Source organism: Kribbella speibonae, assembly GCF_004331375.1.
GTDB lineage: Bacteria > Actinomycetota > Actinomycetes > Propionibacteriales > Kribbellaceae > Kribbella > Kribbella sindirgiensis.
Window position 1 is genome coordinate 368124 of the sequence record NZ_SJKC01000002.1, and the last position, 21968, is coordinate 390091.

Below are 21968 nucleotides of genomic sequence, written 5' to 3' on the forward strand. Positions count from 1 at the left end.
TCAGGGTAGGTTCACCCGAAAGAGTGAGGGCGGCGTACGACCGTGGTCGTACGCCGGGAACTCACCGGGACTGCAGCGCGTCCAGGGCCACTGTCATCGCGGCCGCGACGCGGAAGTCGAGGCGCTCGTCCTGGACGGTGATCCGGTAGCGGTCCCGGACCGACATCTTCCGCTCCACCGACAGCACCGGCTGCCCGTTGGACCGGTCGGTGAAGTCGAAGTGGAAGATGAACGGCAGCGGGATCTCGCCGATGAACGGCACGAAGTCCCAGACCCGCCGGACGATCGCGACCGTCTGGTTGCGCTCGGTGCCGTCCGCCTCGACACCCGGCGCGCTGAGCTGCCAGCTGGACCGGAGCAGGCTCTTGCCGAACTCCTTCTTGAACCAGCCGATCGCCTGCCCGTCGGCGTCGTACACGTCGTACCCGGACCCGAGGTCGATGGCCTTGCGGGCCTTGAACGAGAACACCGGCTGGGTCTTGGCGTCGTCGCTGTAGAACGTCACCTGCTCCTTGAACGCCATCCGCTTCTGCTGCGCGAACGCGAGCAGCGCCCCGTCGGTCCCGTCCGGGTTCGTGGCGATCAACTCGTACTTGTTCGCCATCAGCGTCACACGCTGCTTCATCGAGAACGCGGGGACGTACATCGGTGCAGGTTCAGTCATGCGGAGGAGTGTGTCAGACCACAGGCCGACGCACCGACCTGCAGACCGCGGGCGAGAGCTTCGGCACGCTCCGAGTTCTCTGCGAGCTGTACGACGAGTTGGCCGACGCCCTGCAGCGCGAGGTCGCGGGCGATCTCGACCCCGAACTCCACCGCTTCGACGGGGGTCCGCGCCGGCCGCCACAACACGCCGAAGTCGGCGGGCGGGCGTTCCGCTCCGAGATCAACAGCAAGCACGTCCGCTTCCTGCAGATCGACGTGACCTCCGACAACCACCCGGACCCGCTGGCCACCAGCCGGTACGGCGTTCTGCGTGGCCTGGCGGGCGTCGTCGACGATGGACGTGTCGCGCCGGCCCCATTCCTCGTGGTGGATCGCCCAGGAGAGCGGGCGGCGCTTGGCCCATCCGGATCGCACGAGTTCGGGGGCCGGGGCGAACTCGTCGACGTACCCGACGCAGAGGTAGCCGACCAGTTCGATATGCGCGGGGAGGTCGAGGATCGCGGCGATCTCACCGGGTTCGAAGAACGAGACCCAGCCGACGCCGATCCCCTCGGCGCGGGCGGCGAGCCAGAGGTTCTGGATCGCGATCGCGGCGGAGAACGTCGTCGTTCGCGGATCCGCGTGCCGGCCGAGGACGTGCCGTCCGCCGCGGCCGGGGTCGCAGGTCACCGCGAGGTTCAGCGGGGTGTCGAGGATCGCCTCGATCTTCAGTCCGTCGAACGCCGCGCGACGGTCCTCCGGGAGGGACGCCGCGAACGCGTCCCGTTGCGCGGTCGCGAGATCGTGCACCTTCCGGCGGGTCGCGAGGTCGCGGATCACCAGGAAGTCCCACGGCTGACTCAACCCGACACTCGGCGCCCGATGCGCCGCCTCCAGCACCCGCCCGAGCGTCACATCGTCGACCGGCACGTCCAAAAACCCCCGCCGCACATCCCGCCGCTCAGCAATAACCCGCTGCACAACCTCCCGATCCCGCAGGTCGTACCCAGCCGCCCGCTGCACGCCTATTGCGATGGTGGTGTTAGGGGTTCGGCGTTTGGGGATCACGAGGTGGGCGCCGGTTGCCAGGACGGCTGCTTCGGCGACGCTGGAGGTTCCTTTGAGTTGGTCGACTCGCTCGCTCGGGGTTGGTACCTGCTGTTGGGCGAGCTCTTCGTTCGAGAACGTGCGTAGCTCGGCACCCAGCTGCGCTACGAGCTCTTGCAGCGCGGGATCGTGTTCTTTGCCGGTGATCGTGACGACCAGTTGCACGTCGCCCGCGAGTTCGCGCAGGGCTGTTGTCACGAGGTCCTGCAGTTCCGCGAACGGCGTACCGGCGCGGAGGCCGACGCCGACGACCAGGCTCATCGGGCACGCTCTCGGGCGGCTGCGACCAGGCGCGCGGGGACGTCCGGGGTGGCGGTCCAGTGCAGGTGGAGGTACGACGCGTGGATGTGCGGGAGGGTGATGCCCTCGACGCCGCCGGGGAGATGCCAGGCGGGTTGTACGTCGGCCTCGAGGTCGATCGTGGTGCGGTGGAATTCGTGGCCGCGGACCCGGCGTCCTTCGTCGAAGAACGCGGTGCTCGACGCGGCGACCGCCGTACGGTAGCCGAGGGTGAGGCGGCTGGTCATGCGGGCGGTCGCGGGGAGTACGCCGGTCATGGGGTGGCCGTCGAGTTCGCGGCAGAGGTAGAGCAGGCCGGCGCATTCGGCGACCACCGGGAGGCCGTCGGCGACCGCGGCAGCAACTTGTTTGCGGAGCTCGACGTTCGCGGAGAGCGCCTCGGCGTGCAGCTCGGGGAAGCCGCCGCCGAGGTAGAGCGCTGCGGTTGCCTCAGGCAACTGGTCGGTGAGCGGGTCGAAGGTGACCACGTCCGCACCGGCGGCCTTCAGCAGCTCGGTCGTCTCGGTGTAGTGGAAAGAGAACACCGGCCCCCCAGCCACAGCAACCACCGGCCGCGCCTCCACAACCACAGCGGGTGGGGTCCAAGGGATGGCTGTGTGAGTTGGCGCGGAGTGGGCGGCGGCTAATACTGCTTGGAGGTCGACGCCTTGGCGGACCAGTTCTGCGGCGGCGTCCACGGCTTGTTCGGCTTGGGTGCGTTGTTCGTTGGCGGGGATCAGGCCCAGGTGGCGGCTGGGAACCGTCAGGCGGGTGTCGCGGCGGAGGACGCCCAGGACCGGTACGCCGGTCGGCGCGACACCGGCGCGTACTTCGGCCTCATGACGATCCGACCCCACCTTGTTCAGGATCACCCCGACGATCCGGATCTCGGTGTCGAAGGCAACGAAACCCTGTACGACCGCCCCGACGCTCCGCCCCGCCGCCGACGCGTCGACGACCAGCACCACAGGTGCCTTCAGCAACTTCGCGACATGCGCCGTGGACGAGAAACCTTCCGTCCCGAGCGCACCGTCGTACAGCCCCATCACGCCCTCGACGACAGCCAGGTCCGCACCGTCGGAACCGTGCGCGAACAGCGGCCCGACGAGCTCCTCCCCCGACAGCATCGGATCGAGGTTCCGCCCCGGCCGCCCGGTCGCGACCGCGTGGAACCCGGGATCGATGTAGTCCGGCCCCACCTTGAACCCGGCCACCACCTGCCCGGCCCGCCGCAACGCCGCCATCAATCCGACAGCGACCGTCGTCTTGCCGGCCCCCGAAGCCGGCGCCGCAACCACGATCCGCGGAATCATCCCCGCTACCACTCGATGCCCTTCTGGCCCTTCTGCCCGGTGTCCATCGGGTGCTTGAGCTTCGTCATCTCGGTCGCGAGGTCAGCGGCCTCGAGAAGCTTGGGATGCGCATCGCGTCCGGTGATCACGACGTACTGGTGACCGGGCCGGTTGACGAGCGTGTCGACGACCTCGTCCACGTCGATCCAGCCCCACTTCATCGGATACGTGAACTCGTCGAGCACGTACAGGTCGTGGGTCTCGGCGGCCAGCCGGCGCTGGATCTCGCGCCAGCCCTCGACCGCGTCGGCGGCGTGGTCCTCCTCGGTGCCCGCCTTCCGCGACCAGCTCCAGCCCTCGCCCATCTTGTGCCACTCGACCGGCCCGCCCTCACCGGTCGCCGCGTGCAGCCGGCCGAGCGCCTTGAACGCGCTCTCCTCGCCGACCTTCCACTTGGCGCTCTTCACGAACTGGAAGACCCCGAGGTTCCAGCCCTGGTTCCAGGCCCGCAGCGCCATCCCGAACGCCGCCGTCGACTTCCCCTTCATCTCGCCGGTGTGCACCATCAGCAGCGGACGGTTGCGGCGCTGCCGGGTGGTCAGCCCGTCCTGCGGTACGGCGACCGGTTGCCCCTTCGGCATCTCAGGCCGCCTTCCGTTCGGTGACCGTACGGATCAGGTTGCCGGCGGCAACGTCTCCGAGGTCGAGGTACTCCGCGCCGAGATCCCCCGCGAGCTCCGCCGCCAGCCCGAGCCGGACGCCGCGCCGCGGTTCGCAGTCCACCACGACGGTGGCCATGCCGCGCTGCGCGAGCCATCCGGCTGCCTGGCGGGCGCGCGCGAACGCGTTGTCGCCGTGGGTGGCGCGGCCGTCGGTCACGAGGACCAGGAGCGGACGGCGGCGCGGGTCGCGGATCGCGGCGATCCGCAGTACCTCGGCCGCTTGCAGCAACCCTTCGGCGAGCGGCGTACGTCCACCGGTCGGGAGCGATTCGAGCCGTCGTACGGCGGTCTCGACGCTGCCCGTCGGCGGTAGCGCGACCGTCGCGGCAGCGCCGGCGAACGTGACCAGACCGACTGTGTCGCGGCGCTGGTACGCGTCGAGGAGGAGCGAGACGATCGCCGTCTTCACCTCACCCATCCGCTTCTTCGTCCCCATCGAACCGGAGGCGTCGACGCAGAACAGCACGAGGTTCCCCTCCCGCCCTTCCCGCACCGCGAGCCGCACGTCGTCCGCTCGCACCACCAGGCCCGGACCGCTCCGCCCGCGCACCTTCTGGTGCGGCGCCGCGGTGCGCATCGTCCCCAGCAGATGCGGTCGCCCGGCCTCGCGCCCGACCCGGCCGCGATCGCCCACCACGCGTCCCACCTCGGTGATCGCCCGCGACCGGCGCCCCGCGACACCGGCGCCGGCCACCTGAACACTCAACAGGCGAGCCTTGTACGGCGTGGAACTGCCGGCAACGTCACCGCTCGGGGCCGGACCGGCCGGCGCCTGACCAACGGACTGCTCTTCGCCTTCGGAATCGGAAGAAGAAGCCGAGGTGTCCGCTCCCCCGCCGGGTCCACCGCTCGGATCGTCCGGTCCGTCGTCGTCCGGGTCTTCCGGTGGGGTGCTGTTGTTGATGGCTTCTTCGAGCTGCTCGTCGTCCAGGCCGGGTGCGTCGAACGGGTTCCGGCGACGGCGGTGCGGGAGCGCGAGCTTCGCGGCGGCCCGGACGTCGTCGACCTCGACGACGGTCCGGCCGGACCACGCGGCGTGGGCGACCGCGGTCCGGGCCGTGACCAGGTCCGCGCGCATGCCGTCGACGTCGAACGACGCGCAGATCTCCGCGATCTGGCGCAGGGCCGAGTCGGTCAGGATCACCTCGGTCAGCAGGTCGCGCGCCTTCACGATGCGTTCGGCGAGCTCCCGCTGCGCGCCGTCGTACCGGGTGACGAAGGCTGCCGGATCCGCCTCGTACGTGAGGCGCGCGCGCATCACCTCCACGCGGACGGCGGGATCGCGGCTGGCGACCACGTCGACGGTCAGCCCGAACCGGTCGAGCAGCTGCGGCCGGAGCTCGCCCTCCTCGGGGTTCATCGTGCCGACGAGCACGAACCGCGCCGGGTGGGTCACCGAGACGCCGTCCCGCTCGACCGTTGCACGCCCCATCGCGGCGGCGTCGAGGAGCACGTCGACCAGGTGGTCGTGGAGCAGGTTGACCTCGTCGACGTACAGCAACCCGCGATGCGCCGCGGCGAGCAGACCGGGCTCGTACGCCGTCACGCCCTCCGCGAGCGCCTTCTCCAGATGCAACGACCCGAGCACCCGGTCCTCGGTAGCGCCCACCGGCAACTCCACCAACCGCGCCGCCCGCACCGACCGCTCCCCCGCGTGCGGGCTGTCAGGACAGGACGGGTCGGGGTGGTCGGGGTCACAGGAGAAGCGGCAGCCGGGTACGACGTCCACCGGCGGGAGGATCTCGGTGAGGGCGCGGACGGCGGTCGACTTCGCCGTACCCTTCTCGCCGCGGATCAGCACGCCGCCGATGGCCGGCGAGATCGCCGCCAGGATCAGCGCGAGCTGGAGATCGTCCATCCCGACGATCGCGGTGAACGGGAACGAGTTCGACGGTCCACTGAGTGGTGCAGCCCGCATCGGCGGTGGTCCCTTTCGTCGAGCGGGTGTCCACGCCCGCTACGGCCGGTACGCCGTCCCCGCGGGCCGGCGGACGACCGCGGATGTCCTGGCTTCCAGGCCGAGGTGATGCTCGGCTCTGGTCACAGTGGCGGGACCGCCCCGGACTCCCAGCACGCTGGTCACCGGTGTTCCTCCACGACTCGTCGGCCCGATCATGGCACATCCCCCCGGCTGCGGTACGGGCCGGTGCCCAGGCGGGTGCGGACCTCGGCGAAGTGCAGGTGGACGGCCTCCTCGGCCAGGTCGGCGTCGCCGGAGTCGATCGCGTCGACCACCCGCTGATGGCGCGCCGCGGTTTCAGCAGGTGACGCCGCGAAGGTCTCCAGGTCGGTCTCGACGGCCCGGTACACGTCCCAGAACAGGCCGACCAGCTCCCGGGCCAGCGGGACCCCGGCGGAGTCGCAGATGTGTTCGTGGAACTCACGGTCCGCGGTCGCCGCGTCCAGGCCGTCGTCCCGCATCCGCGCGACACACCCGGACAGCTTCTGCTGGAGCTCGCCGTTGCCGATCCCCGCGGCGCGGCGGGTCAGCTCGGTCTCGAGGATCTCCCGGATCTCGAGCAGTTCCCGGAGCCGCTCGGTGCTGCTGCCGGATCGAGTACGGAACAGCAGCCACGGCTGCAACGCCGACGAGCTGGCCGAGCCGACGAACGTTCCGTACCCGTGCCGGATCTCGACGATCCCCAGCGCCTGCAGGGCTTTGAGCGACTCCCGGACCGAGTTGCGGCTGACGCTGAAGTCGGCCATCAGCACGCTCTCGGGAGGCAGCGGGGCGCCGGGATCCAGGTTGCGCTCGATGATCAGATCGGCGATCGCGTTGGCCAGCTCGTCACTGCGTTTCGACCGTTTCGGCCGGATCACTGTCACGACGTCTCCTCGGGCTTGACCGACTGGAGCCGGACTCCTAAGGTCGGCACTCATAGGACGTAGTACGTCCTACAACCTACCTCCTAAACCACCTCACCACATCCCCTGCCGCTGGAGGCATCGTGAAGCAAACAGGGTTCGACCGCCGCTCGTTCCTGAAGTACTCCGGTGCGCTGGGCGCAGCCGCGACGATCACTGGTGGATTGTCGGCCTGCAGCAGCGGCCCGGCCTCGACCGGAGCCGTCGGCGCCGGCGCGGACACCGGCCTGGTCACCGCGGTGATCGGCTACGGGAACAACCAGAGCTGGGACCCGACCATGACCGCCTCCGCCTTCACGATGGCGGCGATGCAGCACGTGTACGAAGGACTGCTCGACACCGACCCGATCACCCGGCAGCCGTACGCCGCCCTGGGCACGGAGGTGCCGGCCGACCTGAACGCCACGTCCTGGAAGTTCACCCTGCGGGACGGGGCGAAGTGGCACGACGGCCAGCCGGTCATCGCCGACGACGTCGTCTTCACCTTCCAGCGGATCCTCGACCCGAAGCTGAAGGTGCTCACCTACAACTTCTTCGCCGCCTGGCTGAAGGAGGTCAAGAAGGTCGACGACAAGTCCGTCGAACTGGTGCTGAACTTCCCGTTCCCCGACGGCGCGCCCCGGCTGACGATCGCAAAGATCATGCCCAAGCACGTCTTCTCCCAGACCGGCGCCTGGGACCTGGCCAAGAACGGCAAGGCGGTCGGGTCCGGACCGTACAAGCAGGTGTCGCACCAGCCGAAGTCGAACACCACGTTCGAGGCGTTCGCCGACTACAACGGTCCGCGTCCGGCGGCGTTCAAGAAGATGAACTGGCTGAGCATCGTCGACTCGTCCGCCCGGGTCGCGAAGATCTCCGGCGGCAGCGCCGAGGCACAGATCTCCGACAACATCCCGTACGCCAACATCGAGCAGCTGAAGAGCTCGGGCCTCACGGTCGAGGGCGGCAAGGGGATGAACCACCTGTTCCTGATGTTCAACACCGCCACGAAACCGTTCGACGACGTCCGGGTCCGGCAGGCGCTGTTCACCGCGATCGACACCCAGAAGATGATCGAGGTCGCGCTCAAGGGCCGCGGCAAGGCGAGTACGTCGTTCCTGAACGAGGAGAACCCGGCGTACGCCAAGGCCAAGACCGTCTACGCGTACGACCCGGCGAAGGCCAAGGCGCTGCTGGCGGAGGCCGGCGTGACGAACCTGTCGATCAACCTGCTCGCGGTGAACGTGAGCTGGATCGTCGACTGCCTGCCGACCATCGCCGCGTCCTGGAACGCGATCGGCGTGAAGACGACGCTGGAGCCGCAGGACACCGCCGCGGTGTTCACCAAGATGGACCAGAACGCCGACTACCAGGTGGTCGCGGCGGCGTCGAACCCGAACCAGTTCGGCGCCGATGCGGACTTGATCCTGCGCTACAACTACACGCAGGGCGGGTCCTGGATGAAGTACACGCGCTGGGAGAACAGCGCCGGCGCCAAGGTGATCTTCGCGAAGATGGACGAGGCGGTCCGGGCCACCGACGCGGACGCCAGGCTCAAGCTCACCCACGAGTACCTCGACCTCGTCGCGGAGCAGGCGGTGCTGTACCCCGTCGTACACACCGAACTGATGACGGCGTGGGACGGGAAGAAGCTGAGCGGGATCAAGGCGCTGCCCTATCCGGGGATCAACGTGCTGCAGGCGAAGCGGGCCTGAGGTAGCCGACTGTGGCCGTCATCGTCCGAATGCTGGTTCGCCGGCTGTTACTGCTGGTTCCGTTGCTGCTCGGCATCATCGCGTTCGTCTTCCTGGTGATGCGGTTCTCCAACAACGATCCCGCGGTCGCGTACTTCCAGGGTGCCAACCCGACCGAGGAACAGTTGCACATGTTCCGGCAGGAGAACGGCCTGCTGGATCCGCTGCCGCTGCGCTATCTGCACTTCGTCGGTGACCTGCTGCACGGCGACTTGGGCACCAGCGTGCTGACGAAGGCGCCGGTGCTGCAGTCAGTCACCACCGCGATGCCGCTGACGTTCCAGCTCACCTTGCTGGGACTGCTGATCGCGCTGGTACTGGCGTTGCTGCTCGGTGTCACCGCCGCGATCTTCCGCGACCGCTGGCCGGACCAGGCGATCCGGCTGGTCTCGCTGATCGGCGTGGCCGCGCCATCGTTCTGGCTGGCGCTGCTGATGATCCAGTACCTCGCCGTCGACCGCGGCTGGTTTCCGCCGAGCGGCTATGTGAATCCGGCCGACGGCACCGTCCCCTGGTTGCGGACAATGGCGCTGCCCGCGCTGGCGCTGTCGTTGCCGGTGGCCGCGCAACTGACCCGGATCATTCGGACGTCGGTCGTCGAGGAACTCGACAAGGACTACGTCCGGACCGCCATCGGCAGCGGCCTGCCGCCGGTGGTGGTGGTCGGGCGCAACGTGCTGCGGAACGCGCTGATCAACCCGCTCACCGTGCTCGGCCTGCGGATCGGGTACCTGCTCGGCGGAGCGGTCGTGATCGAGCAGATCTTCACCCTGCCGGGGATGGGCACGCTGATGATCAACGCGGTCCGCGACGGCGATCCGGCTGTGGTGCAAGGCGTCGTCCTGACGATCGCGGTCGGCTTCGTGGTGGTCAACCTGGTCGTCGACGTCCTGTATCTGCTGGTGAACCCGCGACTGAGGAGCGCTGCCTGATGCGTGCACGACTGGCCCGGCAACTCTCCCGCCCGGGGATCAACTTCAAGCGGCTGCCACCGACGGCGTGGATCGCGGTTGCGGTCCTCGCGGTGGTGATCATCGCCGCGATCCTGGCGCCGTTGCTGACGCCGTACGACATCCTGACCCAGGAGGACACCGGCGGCGGGCCGTCCGGGGCCCACTGGTTCGGGCTGGACAGCGCGAACCGGGACATCTTCACCCGGCTCGTGTACGGCGCTCGCTGGTCGCTGATGATCGGACTCGGCGCGACTGCGCTCGCACTGACCGCGGGCGCGATCGTCGGAGCCGTCGCGGCCACCTCCCGCAAGGCCGTCGACGAGACCGTGATGCGGATCCTCGACGTCGTGATGGCGTTCCCCGGCATCGCGCTGGCCGCCGTCCTGGTGGCGGTGTTCGGTGGATCCATCCCGGTGCTCGTGATCGCGATCGCCTTCCTCTACACGCCGCCCATGGCCCGGGTGGTGCGCGCCAACGTGCTCGCGCAGTACGGCGAGGACTACGTGATCGCGGAGAAGATCATCGGGGCCCGTACGCCGCACATCCTGCTCCGGCACGTGGCGATCAACTGTGCCGCTCCGGTGCTGGTGTTCTGCACCGTGATGGTCGCCGACGCGATCGTCTTCGAGGCGTCGCTGTCCTTCATCGGGGCCGGGGTCCGGCCGCCGGAGCCGTCCTGGGGCTCGGTGATTGCCGATGGCAAGAACATGGTGCTGCTGGGCGGCTGGTGGGCGACGGTGTTCCCCGGCCTGCTGATCCTGATCACCGTACTGTCGCTGAACATCCTGTCCGAGGCGGTGTCCGACGCCTGGGCAGCGCCCGGTGGGAGGCGTGCGGAGACCAAGAAGCAGGAGAAGGACGCGCTGGAGACCGCGCAGCCGGGCTCCGGCGAACTGGTCGAGCTTCCCGGTCTGGACCTGGCGGCGACGCGGCTGCGGGAACGCGCGCGGCCGCTGCCGGACGGTGAACCCGTACTGTCCGTGCAGCAGTTGGCGATCGGCTTCGAAGGCCGGCACGACGGGGTCGACGTCGTCGACGGGATCAGCTTCGACGTACGACCCGGCGAGGTGCTCGGGCTGGTCGGCGAGTCCGGGTGCGGCAAGTCGCTGACCGCGCTCACCGTGATGGGGCTGGAGCCTCGGGGCGCTCGGATCCGTGGCCGGGTCAGGTTCGACGGCAAGGACCTGCTGAGTCTGCGGCGCTCCGAGCGGCGCCGGCTGCTCGGTCACGACATGGCCATGATCTACCAGGACGCACTGTCCTCGCTGAACCCGGCGATGACCATCAAGGCGCAGTTGAAGCAGGTGGTTCGCCGCGGCGGACGGCGTACTCCGGCCGAACTCCTGGAACTGGTCGGACTCGATCCCGAGCGGACTCTCACCAGCTACCCGCATGAGCTGTCCGGTGGTCAGCGCCAGCGGGTGCTGATCGCGATGGCGCTGTCGCGGGAACCTAAGCTGATCGTCGCCGACGAGCCGACCACGGCACTCGACGTCACCGTGCAGGCGCAGGTGATCCAACTGCTGCTGCGGCTGCGCGCCGAACTCGGCTTCGCCCTGATCCTGGTGTCGCACGACCTTGCGCTGGTCGCCGACGTCACCGATCGGGTGGTGGTGATGTACGGCGGTCAGATCGTCGAGACCGGTGTGACCGCCGACCTGGTCGGCGAGCCCGCACACCATTACGCCCGCGGCCTGCTCGGTTCGGTTCTGTCGCTGGAGTCCGGCGCGGCCCGGCTGACCCAGATTCGTGGCGTGGTGCCCTCTCCGGCCGACTTCCCGGCCGGCTGCCGGTTCGCGGACCGGTGCCCGATGGTCACCGACCTGTGCCGTACCACCGCTCCCGAGCTGACCGGCAAGCCCGCGCAGCACCTGGTGGCTTGTCATCACCCGGCCGTTGTCCTGGTGGAGAAGGAGGTGATGCTATGACCGAGACGGTGCTCGAGCTGTCCGACGTACACGTCGTCCACCGGGCCAGGTCCGGTGGTGTCTTCAGCCGGGACCGCGTCTACGCGCTGACCGGGGCCGATCTGACCGTCGCCGCCGGTGAGACCGTCGGCGTGGTCGGCGAATCCGGCTGCGGAAAGTCAACGCTGGCCAAGGTCCTGGTCGGCGTCCAGAAACCGACCGAGGGTACGGCGGCATTCCGGGGCCGCGACATCTGGGCGATGAAACCGGCCGAGCGCCGCGAGGCCATCGGCGCCGGGACCGGGATGATCTTCCAGGACCCGTCGACCGCCCTGAACCGCCGGCTGCCCGTTCATCGCGTCCTGCGTGATCCGCTGGACGTGCACCACCGCGGTACCGTTGCCCAGCGCAACGAGCGGGTGCGGGAGCTGATGGCGCTGGTGGGTCTCCCCCGCAGCGTCGCCGACGCCCTGCCCGGTCAGTTGTCCGGCGGCCAGCGGCAACGGGTCGCGATCGCCCGGGCGCTGGCTCTCGAGCCGTCGCTCCTGGTCGCCGACGAGCCGACCAGCGCGCTCGACGTCTCCGTCCGGGCGCAGATCCTGAACCTGCTGCTGGACCTGAAGGAACGTCTCGGCCTGGCGATGGTGTTCGTCTCGCACGACATCCAGACGGTCCGCCGGATGAGCGACCGGGTGGTCACCATGTACCTCGGCCGGATCGTCGAGCAGGCGCCGGCCGCAGGCATCGCCCGGCAGGCGCGGCATCCGTACACCCGCGCGCTGTTCTCGGCGACCCCCGGCCTGATCTCGCCGATCGACCCGATCCCGCTGGTCGGGCCGGTGCCGTCGGCCACCCGGCCGCCGAGCGGCTGCCCGTTCCGGACCCGCTGCTGGAAGGCCGACGACGACTGCTCCGGCTCGATGCCCGGGTTCGAGGCCGCCGATCCCGCGCATCAGTTCCGCTGCTATCACCCCGTCGTCGCCGGCGAGTCCACCGATGACCTGATCACCCAAGCATTGGAGCGTTCATGACCTTGCCCGCCCGCCTGACCGGCGTCATCCCGCCTGTCTGTACGCCGTTCACGCCGGATCACCAGGTGGACACCGCCTCCCTGGTCCGGCTGGTCGACCACCTGATCGACGGCGGCGTGAGCGGACTGTTCGTCCTCGGCTCCACCTCCGAGGTGGCGTACCTGCCGGACGGGCACCGCCAAGTGGTGCTCGACACGGTGGTGGGCCACGCGGCGGGTCGCGTACCGGTGCTGGCTGGTGTCATCGACATGGCGACCTTGCGGGTGATCGACCACGTCCGGACGGCGGTCGCAGCCGGCGTCGACGGGATCGTCGTCACCGCGCCCTTCTACACCCGCACCCATCCGGCGGAGATCGAGAAACACTTCCGGATGGTCGCGGCCGCCGCGGGGCTCCCGGTGTTCGCCTACGACCTGCCAGTCGCGGTGCATTCGAAGCTCGGCGCCGACTTGCTGCTGCGGCTCGCGGCGGACGGCGTACTGGCCGGCCTGAAGGATTCCAGCGGTGACGAAGGCGGTCTGCGCAATGTCATCCTGCGGGCGCGCGACAGGGGCGACATCACCGACTTCAGCGTGCTCACCGGCTCGGAACTGACCGTCGACAACGCGCTCTGGATGGGAGCCGACGGAGTGGTCCCGGGCCTGGGCAACGTGGATCCCCACGGCTACGTCAAGCTCTTCGACCACGCAGCCGCCGGCGAATGGGAGGCGGCCCGCGCCGAGCAGGAACGCCTGGTCCGCCTCTTCGACCTGATCGGCGTCGGCGACCCGTCCCGCATGGGCATGAGCTCGTCGGCCCTAGGTGCCTTCAAGGCCGCCCTACAACTGCGCGGCATCATCGCCAGCGGGCTGATGGCCCCACCCCAGATCCCCTTGAACACCGACGAGATCGCCCAGGTCGAGAAGTATTTGGTAGCGGCCGGCCTACTCTGACCTGAGGAGGAAAGAGCGGACGGTGTCGGCGTACCGCTCGGGCTCTTCGAAGTGCGGGAAGTGGCCAGATCGTTCGAAGGTGACGACCCGGCCGTCCGGCACGGTGTCGCGGTAGGTCCGGACGGACACGGGGTCGGTGGCCAGGTCGTCGACGCCCTCGATCAGCAGACTCGGTTGCGGCATCAGGCGGAGGCGGTCGAGCTTCGAGTCGTACAGATCGGCGAGCGTCGACAGGTGGCTGTTGCCGTACGCCCACATCTCGTCGGTCAAGCCGGCCGCCTCACCGAGGCGGAGAAAGTCGGCGCGGCTCGACGGGTCGTGGAAGGACAGGTCCTGGAACCGGTCGCCGAGGCCGAAGGCGAGCTCGTAGGTCTTGTCGTCCGCGGTCAGTCGGCGGTCCACGGCGGCCAGGTCACGACACCGGGCGGCGCGCTCGGGGTCGCCGAGGTCGTCGTACAGGCGGGCGAAGATCGGCAGCCGGTGGCGGTCGTTCGCGTCGAAGTCCCAGCACGGGCAGTCGAAGACCACGGCGCTGACCGCATCCGGGTACCTGATCGCGTACTCGACCGCGTAGTTCCCACCGGCCGAGTGACCGAGGATCGCCCAGCGCTCGATCCCGAGCTGCTCACGCAACTCCTCGAAGTCCGCGAGCAGTACGTCGAGGTTCACGGGCTCGCCGGGCGGGAGCGGACCGGACCGCAGTACGCCGCGTTGGTCCGGCGCGATCACCCGCAGGGAGCGTCCCAGTACCTCGCCCTGGCACCGCTGCCAGTGATAGCCGCCGCCATGACCGTGGATGAACAACAGCGGTGGCGCGTCCGCCGCGCCGTACTCAGCGACGAACAGCTTCATCGGGTCAGGCGTTTGGCGAGGGCTGTGGCGGCTGCGTCGTCGCGGACCTCGCGGATGCCGACGATCGGGGTGACGGTCACGAAGCCGTCGGCGAGGAGGGCCTCGTCGGTGCCTGGAACGGCGGGGGCATGCGGCGTGCGTTCGACGACGACCATCGGCTCACCGGCAGGACCGGTCGCGGCGACGAGGCGGGTGCGCCGGTTCACGGCCAGTGAGGCGTGCCGTACGCCGGCCAGCTGCTCCAGTGGGCGGTCCGGCACGTTGATGGTCAGGACCGTCCCGGCCGGCTCGTCTGCGATCCAGCCGAGCGCTTCGCCGGCGATCGTCGCCGCGGTCGGCCAGTGCTGCGGGTCTTCCGCGTCGAGGCTGACGGCAACCGCCGACGTACCGGTCTCGGCCGCCGTCAGGGCCGCCGCGACGGTGCCCGAGTGGAAGATCGACACGCCGATGTTCAGCCCGCGGTTGATCCCTGACAGCACGAGGTCCGGCGGCGGGCCGAACGCGCCCGCCTGAGCCAGGGTCACCGCACCCGCGGGCGTCCCCTCGATGCCGACGTACGTCACGCCGTTCTCGACCTCGGTCGCGGTCCGGACCGGCCGGTTGACGAGGCCGGCGCGCGCCGAACCGACACCGCTCTCGTCGAGCAGCGGCGCGACCACGAGTACGTCGTACCCGAGGGCGGCGATCGCCGGCGCGAGCGCCCGGATCCCAGGTGCACGGTAACCGTCGTCGTTCGTGATCAAGACCCTGGGCATGCCTCTACCCAATCAGCCGCGGTCCTCGATGTCACCCTCCGTCTCAAGGACTGCGTTCCGCAGCGTCTCCAGCGCCTCGGGCGACGGTTCGGCCCAGAGGCCGCGTTGCGCCGCCTCGAGCAGGCGTTCCGCGATCCCGTGCCGGGCCCACGGGTTCGACTTGCGGAAGAACTCGGCCATCTCCGGATCGGCGACGTACTCGGTGGTCAGCGACTCGTACATCCAGTCGTCGACGACGCCCGCGGTCGCGTCGTACCCGAACAGGTAGTCCACGGTCGCGGCCATCTCGAACGCGCCCTTGTACCCGTGCCGCCGCATCGCCGCCATCCACCGCGGGTTCACCACACGAGTCCGGAAGACCCGCTTCGCCTCCTCCTCCAGCGTCCGGGTCTTCACCTGCGCGGGTACGGCGGAGTCACCGACGTACGCCTTCGGGTTGGCGCCGGTGAGGTGCCGCACCATCGCGATCATGCCGCCGTGGTACTGGAAGTAGTCGTCGGAGTCCATGATGTCGTGCTCGCGGGTGTCCGCGTTCTTCGCCGCGACCTGGATCCGGGCGTACGCGCGTTCCATCGAGCCGCGGGCCTCGGCGCCGTCGAGGTCCTTGCCGTACGCGTACCCGCCCCACACGGCGTACACCTCCGCCAGCTCGGCGTCGGTCCGCCAGTTCCGCGCGTCGACGAGCGGCAGCAGACCGGCGCCGTACGAACCGGGCTTGGAGCCGAATACGCGCGCCGTCGCCTGCCGTACGTCGTTGCCCGCCGCAACGTCCTGCTGGACGTGCGCGCGCAGGTAGTTGTCGTCGGGTGACTCGTCGAGCTCCGCGACCGTCCGCACCGCTTCGTCGAGCAGCGCGACGACGTGCGGGAACGCGTCCCGGAAGAAGCCGGAGATCCGGATCGTCACGTCGATCCGCGGCCGGCCGAGCTCCTCCAGACCGACCACCTCGAAGCTGGTGACGCGTCGCGAGGCCTCGTCCCAGACCGGACGGCAGCCGAGCAGCCAGAGCACTTCGGCCAGGTCGTCGCCCTGGGTGCGCATCGCCGACGTACCCCAGACGGTGAGGCCGACAGACTTCGGCCACTCCCCCGTCTCCGCCTGATGCCGCTGGAGCAGCGAGTCTGCGAGGGCGACGCCGACGTCCCAGGCGTTGCGGCTCGGAATCGCCTTCGGGTCCACGGCGTAGAAGTTCCGCCCGGTCGGCAGTACGTTCACCAGCCCCCGGGTCGGCGATCCGGACGGTCCCGCCTCGACGAAGCGCCCGTCCAGCGCCCGTACGACGTTCGTCAACTCGTCATCCGTGCGCGCGAGGCGCGGAACGACCTCAGTGGCCGCAAAGGTCAGCGACGCTTCTACCTCGTCGGAGTCCCGGCCCAGGACCTCACCGATGACGACTGGAACCTTCGCCGCGTCCCACCCCATCGTCTCCATCCCGACGACCAGCTTCCGCGCCACGGCCTCCAGCAGATCGACACCGTCGGCACCACTCACCGCCGGTAGATCGGCGAGCGTCGCGAGATCGGCCAGCTCCGGCACCACACGACCCGGGTCCGCGAGGAGAGCTGCTTCGTCGACACCGAACGTGTCGCCAAGAGCGGACCGCAGACCCGGGATCGAGTACGACCCGCCCCACAGCTGCTTCGCTCGCAGCACGGCAAGGACCAGGTTGATCCGTGCCTCACCAGCCGGCGCCCCGCCCAGCACGTGCAGCCCGTCGCGGATCTGCACGTCCTTGATCTCGCACAGATACCCGTCCAGATGCAGCACGAACTCGTCGAAGTCGTCGTCCTCCGGCTTCTCGTCCGTGTGCAGGTCATGGTGCAGTTGTGCGGCCTGGATCAGCGTCCAGATCTGGGCGCGCAGCGTCGGCACCTTCTCCGGGTCCAGGGCGGACACCGTCGCGTACTCGTCGAGCAGGTACTCCAGCTTCGCCATGTCGCCGTACGTCTCGGCCCGCGCCATCGGCGGCACCAGGTGGTCGACGACGGTCGCGTGCGCCCGCCGCTTCGCCTGCGTCCCCTCGCCGGGGTCGTTGACGATGAACGGGTACACCATCGGCAGGTTCCCGAGGACGGCGTCCGGCGCGCAGTCGGCCGCCATCCCGATCCCCTTGCCCGGCAGCCATTCCAGCGTGCCGTGCTTCCCGAGGTGTACGACGGCCTGCGCGCCGAACCCACCCTCGGCGGGCGACGCCTCCAGCCAGCGGTACGCCGCCAGGTAGTGGTGCGACGGCGCCATGTCCGGGTCGTGGTAGATCGCGACCGGGTTCTCACCGAAACCACGCGGCGGCTGGATCATCAGCACGACGTTCCCGAATCGCAGCGCGGCGAGTGCGATCGCCGGCTCGTCACCGGACCGGTCGACGTACAGCTCCCCCGGCGCCTCGCCCCACGCCTCGATCATTGCCTCTTGCAACGACTCGGGCACCCGGCCGAACCAGGTGGCGTACGTGGACAGCGGGATCTTGGCGACCGCGGTGGCCAGCTGCTCGTCCGTCAGCCAGTCGACGTCGTGCCCGCCCGCCGCGATCAACCGGTGAATCAGCCCGTCCGCTCCGTCCGCGCCCTGCAGCTCGCTCAGATCGAGGTCGCCCAGGTCGTACCCGGCGTCCTTCAGCTTCCCGAGCAGCACGACCGCCGACGCCGGAGTGTCCAGCCCGACCGCGTTCCCGATCCGCGCGTGCTTCGTCGGGTACGACGACAGCACCAGCGCGATCCGCTTCTCGGCCGGCGGTACGTGCCGCAGCCGGGCATGCGCGACCGCGATCCCGGCCAGCCGCGCGCACCGCTCCGCGTCCGGCGCGTACCGGGCCAGACCGTCGGCGTCGTACGACTTGAACGAGAACGGGATCGTGATCAGCCGCCCGTCGAACTCCGGGATCGCCACCTGCGTCGCCGCGTCCAGCGGGCTGATCGCCGCGTCGCTGTCCACCCACTGCTCGCGGGTCGAGGTCAGCGCGAGGCCCTGGATCAACGGGATGTCGAGCGACGCCAGCGCGCCCGCGTCCCACGCGTCGTCCGCACCGCCCGCGCTCGCGTTCGCCGCCACCGCACCGCCCGCGGCGAGCAGCGTGGTGACCAGGACGTCGCACCTCCGCAGCAGATCGAAGAGCCCGACGTTCTCGGCCGGGTCGAGCCCGCGCAGAGTCCCGCAGTACACCGGAAGCGGCTGCGCGCCGGCCTCGGCGACCGCCGCCGCGAGGGCGTCGACGAAGGCGGTGTTGCCGGAGATCTCGTGCGCGCGGTAGTAGACGATGCCGACCACCGGCCGCTCGTCCTCGACAAAGGTCCCGCGCACGCCGTACGCCGGGAGCGCGCGCGGCGGATCGAACTCGTCGCCGGTCAGCAGCAGCGTGTCCCGCAGGAAGCCGGCGAGATTGCGAAGGTTGTCCGCGCCGCCCTCGCGCAGGTAGGCGAGTGCCTCGGTGACCGCACCGGCCGGGACGGTCGACAACGACATCAGCTCGGCGTCCGGCGCCGCCTCACCGCTCACCACCACCGCGGGCTTCCCCGCGGCGAGGACCGCGTCGAGCCCGTCCTCCCACGCGCGGCGCCCACCGAGCAGGCGGACGACCACCACCTCGGCGGCGTCGAGCAGGTCGCCGAGCTGATCGAGCTCGAGCCGGGCCGGGTTCGCCACCGCCCAGCCCGCACCCGCCTCGGCAGCGGCCAGCAGGTCCGTATCAGCGGTCGACAACAGCAGAAGATTCGCGGCCATGCGGCAGTCCTTCCCGGGGTGTCCACGCCCCAGCTCCAGGTACGACGGCGGCAGTTCCTGACTCCCCCTGCACGGGGTCACAGTGGCGGGACCGCCCCGGACTCACACCGGGTTCCTGCTGATGCCGTCGATGACGGGCCGACTCTAGCCGACCGTCGACACCGCCTGCGCAGGCGTTGGCATCACAAGTTGAATTCAAGAGATTGATCCGAGCCGGTGGATTTGTCATCCGATTTCCGTCAAGCCGAGAGACAGAACTGTTAGCATCTCGGGCGTGACGGGACGACGGGACGCGGTCCGCGAGCTGCACCGGACGCATGTGCTCGGCGTCCTGCGCGACCACGGTTCGGCCAGCCGCACGGACCTCATGCGCGCCACCGGGCTCTCCCGCCCGACCATCTCGGCGATCGTCGCCGAACTGATCGGCTCCGGCGCGATCCGCGAGGTGGGCAAACACACCGCGGGCACCACCAGGGGACGGCCCTCACAGCTACTCGCTCTCACCCCGCCCAGCGGCCGGGCGCTCAGCGTCGACATCGGCCACGCCCACGCCCGCGCGATCGTCGCCGACGCGGCCGGCCACATCATCCAGGAGCGCGTCGTCGGATTCGACCGGCGGTCCCCGATCCCGGACACCCTCAAGCACGCCCGCCGCCTGATCGCCGAGGTCACCGCCGCCGCGAACATCGGCACCGGCGGCACCGGCGACCTGGCCGATCTGATCGGCGTCGTGATCGGCCTGCCCTCGCCGATCGACCTGGCCGCGCAGCGTCCGGCCGCCGCCCGCTACCGCGACGTACGCCTCGTCGAAGCCCTCGGCCTGTCCTCGTACGCCGGCCGGGTCAGCGTGGTGAACGACGCCGACCTGGGCGCCGCCGGTGAGGCCGCGTTCGGCGCCGGCGCGCGGTTCGGCACGTTCGTCTACGTCAAGATCTCGTACGGCGTGGGCGCCGGCCTGATCCTCGGCGGCCGGCTGTTCCAGGGCCAGGGGTACGCCGGGGACATCGGGCACATCCGCGTGGTCGACGAGGGCGAGGTGTGCCTGTGCGGCAACCGCGGCTGCCTGGAGACGGTCGCCTCGAGCGGCGCGCTCCTGAAGGCGCTGCAACCTGCCCACGACGTGCCGCTCGGGTTCGCCGACCTGGTGCGCCTCGCCGACTCGGGCGACCGCGGCACCCAGGCGTTGCTCGGCGACGCCGGACGCACCATCGGCCGAGCGCTCGCTCCGGCCGTGACCACGCTCAACCCGGAAGCGGTCGTGGTCGGCGGATCGCTCGGAGCGCTCGGCGGCCCGCTGGTACACGGTCTCCGGGAGGCGCTCGACCGGTACTGCCAGCCGGCCGCGGTGCGGAATCTCGCGGTCTCCGTGGCCACCTGCGGCGAGCATGCCGAGGTGCTCGGCGGAGCAGCCTTGGCGTTCGATCTGATCGCCCATTAATACTGGCTTTATTGACGTAATGGCAGGTCTGGGTGCCGGGTTGCGCCATTGACACTCCAGAAATCATCTCTCTAAGCTCTGAACGCAATCAGCACCCCTCCCTCCCTTCTCAGGCATCCGGCGCCCGCGGCGCGGGTCAGTCACGCCTGCCTGAATAGCCCAAGGAGATGCGCGTGAGGTTTCCTTCGAAGCGTCACCTGGCGGCGGCAGCAGCCGTCGTCTCAGTTCTCAGTACCGGCCTCACAGTGGGCCTGACCACCCACTCCCCGTCCCCCGGCGATCCCGTCGTCAGAACCACCGGCGGACTCGTCCGCGGTGTGTCGGAGCCGTCGTACGACGCGTTCCTCGGACTGCCGTACGCCGCCCCGCCGCTGCGCGAGCTGCGGTTCGCTCCCCCGGCCGCGCCCGCGTCCTGGAAGGGCGTCCGGACGGCGGACCGCCAGTCACCGGCGTGCATCCAGTTCGAACCGACCGGGATCCGGGAGGAGCAGGCGGTCAGCGAGGACTGCCTGTACCTCGACGTCTACCGGCCGTCCCACGTCGCGAAGAGCCAGAAGCTGCCGGTCATGGTGTGGTTCCACGGCGGCGGCAGCACCCAGGGCACCGGCGTGATCTACGGCGGCGGTACGCCGGCGGCGAAGACGAACAGCATCGTCATCTCGATCAACTACCGGCTCGGCGCACTCGGGTTCCTCGCCCACCCGGCCCTCAGCGCGGTCACACCCGGCGGCTCCGGCAACTACGCCCGGATGGACCAGTTGGCGTCCCTGCAATGGGTCCACGACAACATCGCCAACTTCGGCGGCGATGCGGGCAACGTCACCATCTACGGCCAGTCGGCCGGCGGCGGGTCGGTCTGCGACCTGATGGTGATGCCGTCCGCGAAAGGCCTGTTCGACAAGGCGATCGTGGAGAGCTCGGTCTGCGGAGCGTCGCGGACCACGCTGGCCGCCGGTGAGCAGAGCGGTGTGAAGTTCGCCCAGTCCGTCGGCTGCACCGATCCGGCAACCGTCGTGGCGTGCCTCCGCAAGGCTTGGCCCGGCACGCTGGTCTCCAACCAGGCCAACTACCTCGGCGGCGCCAAGGTCGGCGGCGCGCTGTTGCCGAAGACCTTCCAGCAGGCCTTCGCCGACGGCAGCTGGAACAAGGTCCCGGTCCTGACCGGCAGCACCAGATCGGAGAACCGCCTCACCTCGACCGCCCTCGCCGGCATCACCGAGCAGGGGTACTACGACCTGGTTCGCAGCACGTACGGCGCCAAGGCCGACGCCGTGCTGAAGCTCTACCCGCTCAGCAAGTTCAAGAGCCCGTGGGACGCGATCACCCAGGTCCAGACGGACTCCCAGCGTGCCTGTCCGAACGACCAGTCCGCACAGGTGCTCGCGACCAAGACACCGACGTACCGGTACGAGTTCAACGACCCGACCTCGCCGACGCTGTACGGATTTCGTGTCCCTGGTGAGGACATGTCCAACGGGCACAGCGCCGAGCTGGCGTACCTGTTCGACTTCACCCTCGGCGAGCGCCCGCTGACCGCGCAGCAGGAGAAGCTCTCCGACCAGATGATGCGCTACTGGGCGGCCTTCGCGCGCAGCGGCGATCCGAACGTCCGCAACGCGCCGGCCTGGCCGCTGTACGGCGCGAACCACAACGTCATGCAACTGCGCACGGCGGGCGCCAGCAAGGTGATCAACACCTACGAGGCCGACCACAACTGTGCCTTCTGGCTGGAGGGGTGAC

General features: G+C 69.7%; 16 protein-coding genes and 2 riboswitches. Of the genes, 7 read left to right on the forward strand and 9 right to left on the reverse strand.

Annotated features, from left to right (window positions below; translation table 11 throughout):
- Positions 1-61: 61 nt before the first annotated feature.
- From E0H92_RS15195 to E0H92_RS15220, 6 genes are all read right to left on the reverse strand, one after another.
- Positions 62-664: an LURP-one-related family protein gene (locus E0H92_RS15195; protein WP_238153471.1), complete on the reverse strand. Its 603-nt coding sequence runs from the start codon at positions 662-664 to the stop codon at positions 62-64.
- On the reverse strand, positions 661-2013 hold the full coding sequence (bluB, locus tag E0H92_RS15200; protein WP_131496688.1) for a 5,6-dimethylbenzimidazole synthase: 1353 nt from the start codon (positions 2011-2013) through the stop codon (positions 661-663). The genes E0H92_RS15195 and bluB overlap by 4 nt, the downstream gene beginning before the upstream one ends.
- Complete coding sequence (locus tag E0H92_RS15205; protein ID WP_131496689.1) at positions 2010-3344, reverse strand: cobyrinic acid a,c-diamide synthase CobB; 1335 nt, start codon at positions 3342-3344, stop codon at positions 2010-2012. The genes bluB and E0H92_RS15205 overlap by 4 nt, the downstream gene beginning before the upstream one ends.
- A gap of 5 nt (positions 3345-3349) precedes the next feature.
- Entirely contained in the window at positions 3350-3964 is a 615-nt protein-coding gene (gene cobO, locus E0H92_RS15210; protein WP_131468072.1) for a cob(I)yrinic acid a,c-diamide adenosyltransferase, read from the reverse strand.
- A 1-nt stretch (position 3965) separates the two neighbouring features.
- Positions 3966-5963: a putative cobaltochelatase gene (locus tag E0H92_RS15215; protein WP_131468070.1), complete on the reverse strand. Its 1998-nt coding sequence runs from the start codon at positions 5961-5963 to the stop codon at positions 3966-3968.
- Between the two features lie 61 nt (positions 5964-6024).
- A riboswitch (cobalamin riboswitch) is annotated at positions 6025-6162 on the reverse strand.
- Positions 6158-6871 carry a FadR/GntR family transcriptional regulator gene (locus E0H92_RS15220; protein ID WP_202873650.1) on the reverse strand — a complete coding sequence of 238 codons (714 nt, stop codon included), beginning with the start codon at positions 6869-6871 and terminating at the stop codon, positions 6158-6160. (Overlaps the previous riboswitch by 5 nt.)
- A 122-nt stretch (positions 6872-6993) precedes the next feature.
- Between E0H92_RS15220 and E0H92_RS15225 the strand changes: the two genes are divergently transcribed.
- From E0H92_RS15225 to E0H92_RS15245, 5 genes are read left to right on the forward strand one after another with little or no spacing between them, the layout of a single operon-like run.
- Positions 6994-8604 carry an ABC transporter substrate-binding protein gene (locus E0H92_RS15225; protein ID WP_238173442.1) on the forward strand — a complete coding sequence of 537 codons (1611 nt, stop codon included), beginning with the start codon at positions 6994-6996 and terminating at the stop codon, positions 8602-8604.
- An 11-nt stretch (positions 8605-8615) separates the two neighbouring features.
- On the forward strand, positions 8616-9575 hold the full coding sequence (locus tag E0H92_RS15230; protein WP_131293362.1) for an ABC transporter permease: 960 nt from the start codon (positions 8616-8618) through the stop codon (positions 9573-9575).
- A complete protein-coding gene (locus E0H92_RS15235; RefSeq protein WP_131496691.1) occupies positions 9575-11524 on the forward strand; it encodes a dipeptide/oligopeptide/nickel ABC transporter permease/ATP-binding protein in 1950 nt (649 codons plus the stop codon). The genes E0H92_RS15230 and E0H92_RS15235 overlap by 1 nt, the downstream gene beginning before the upstream one ends.
- The gene (locus E0H92_RS15240) at positions 11521-12534 is read left to right on the forward strand and encodes an oligopeptide/dipeptide ABC transporter ATP-binding protein (protein ID WP_131496692.1); all 1014 of its coding nucleotides are present in this window, start codon (positions 11521-11523) and stop codon (positions 12532-12534) included. Before E0H92_RS15235 ends, E0H92_RS15240 begins: the two co-directional genes overlap by 4 nt.
- Positions 12531-13466, forward strand: a complete 936-nt coding sequence (locus E0H92_RS15245) for a dihydrodipicolinate synthase family protein (RefSeq protein WP_131496693.1) — start codon at positions 12531-12533, stop codon at positions 13464-13466. The genes E0H92_RS15240 and E0H92_RS15245 overlap by 4 nt, the downstream gene beginning before the upstream one ends.
- Here the strand turns inward: E0H92_RS15245 and E0H92_RS15250 are convergent.
- Genes E0H92_RS15250 through cobN form a run of 3 tightly spaced genes read right to left on the reverse strand, consistent with a single transcriptional unit; the run spans position 13458 to position 18790 of the window.
- Complete coding sequence (locus E0H92_RS15250; protein WP_131496694.1) at positions 13458-14318, reverse strand: alpha/beta fold hydrolase; 861 nt, start codon at positions 14316-14318, stop codon at positions 13458-13460. The genes E0H92_RS15245 and E0H92_RS15250 overlap by 9 nt on opposite strands.
- A complete protein-coding gene (gene surE, locus E0H92_RS15255; protein WP_131496695.1) occupies positions 14315-15073 on the reverse strand; it encodes a 5'/3'-nucleotidase SurE in 759 nt (252 codons plus the stop codon). The genes E0H92_RS15250 and surE overlap by 4 nt, the downstream gene beginning before the upstream one ends.
- A 12-nt stretch (positions 15074-15085) precedes the next feature.
- Positions 15086-18790 carry a cobaltochelatase subunit CobN gene (cobN, locus tag E0H92_RS15260; protein WP_131496696.1) on the reverse strand — a complete coding sequence of 1235 codons (3705 nt, stop codon included), beginning with the start codon at positions 18788-18790 and terminating at the stop codon, positions 15086-15088.
- 29 nt (positions 18791-18819) lie between these two features.
- Positions 18820-18962, reverse strand: a riboswitch (cobalamin riboswitch).
- Positions 18963-19064: 102 nt separating this feature from the next.
- Between cobN and E0H92_RS15265 the strand changes: the two genes are divergently transcribed.
- On the forward strand, positions 19065-20228 hold the full coding sequence (locus E0H92_RS15265; protein WP_131468050.1) for an ROK family transcriptional regulator: 1164 nt from the start codon (positions 19065-19067) through the stop codon (positions 20226-20228).
- Positions 20229-20401: 173 nt separating this feature from the next.
- Positions 20402-21967, forward strand: coding sequence for a carboxylesterase/lipase family protein (locus E0H92_RS15270; protein WP_165549798.1), 1566 nt, complete (start codon positions 20402-20404; stop codon positions 21965-21967).
- The last annotated feature ends 1 nt before the right edge of the window (position 21968 follow it).

Coding starts and splice junctions, on each gene's coding strand:
- E0H92_RS15195 (WP_238153471.1), bottom strand. CDS start 664: ATGACTGAACCTGCACCGATGTACGTCCCCGCGTTCTCGATGAAGCAG.
- bluB (WP_131496688.1), bottom strand. CDS start 2,013: ATGAGCCTGGTCGTCGGCGTCGGCCTCCGCGCCGGTACGCCGTTCGCG.
- E0H92_RS15205 (WP_131496689.1), bottom strand. CDS start 3,344: ATGATTCCGCGGATCGTGGTTGCGGCGCCGGCTTCGGGGGCCGGCAAG.
- cobO (WP_131468072.1), bottom strand. CDS start 3,964: ATGCCGAAGGGGCAACCGGTCGCCGTACCGCAGGACGGGCTGACCACC.
- E0H92_RS15215 (WP_131468070.1), bottom strand. CDS start 5,963: ATGCGGGCTGCACCACTCAGTGGACCGTCGAACTCGTTCCCGTTCACC.
- E0H92_RS15235 (WP_131496691.1), top strand. CDS start 9,575: ATGCGTGCACGACTGGCCCGGCAACTCTCCCGCCCGGGGATCAACTTC.
- E0H92_RS15240 (WP_131496692.1), top strand. CDS start 11,521: ATGACCGAGACGGTGCTCGAGCTGTCCGACGTACACGTCGTCCACCGG.
- E0H92_RS15245 (WP_131496693.1), top strand. CDS start 12,531: ATGACCTTGCCCGCCCGCCTGACCGGCGTCATCCCGCCTGTCTGTACG.
- E0H92_RS15250 (WP_131496694.1), bottom strand. CDS start 14,318: ATGAAGCTGTTCGTCGCTGAGTACGGCGCGGCGGACGCGCCACCGCTG.
- surE (WP_131496695.1), bottom strand. CDS start 15,073: ATGCCCAGGGTCTTGATCACGAACGACGACGGTTACCGTGCACCTGGG.
- cobN (WP_131496696.1), bottom strand. CDS start 18,790: ATGGCCGCGAATCTTCTGCTGTTGTCGACCGCTGATACGGACCTGCTG.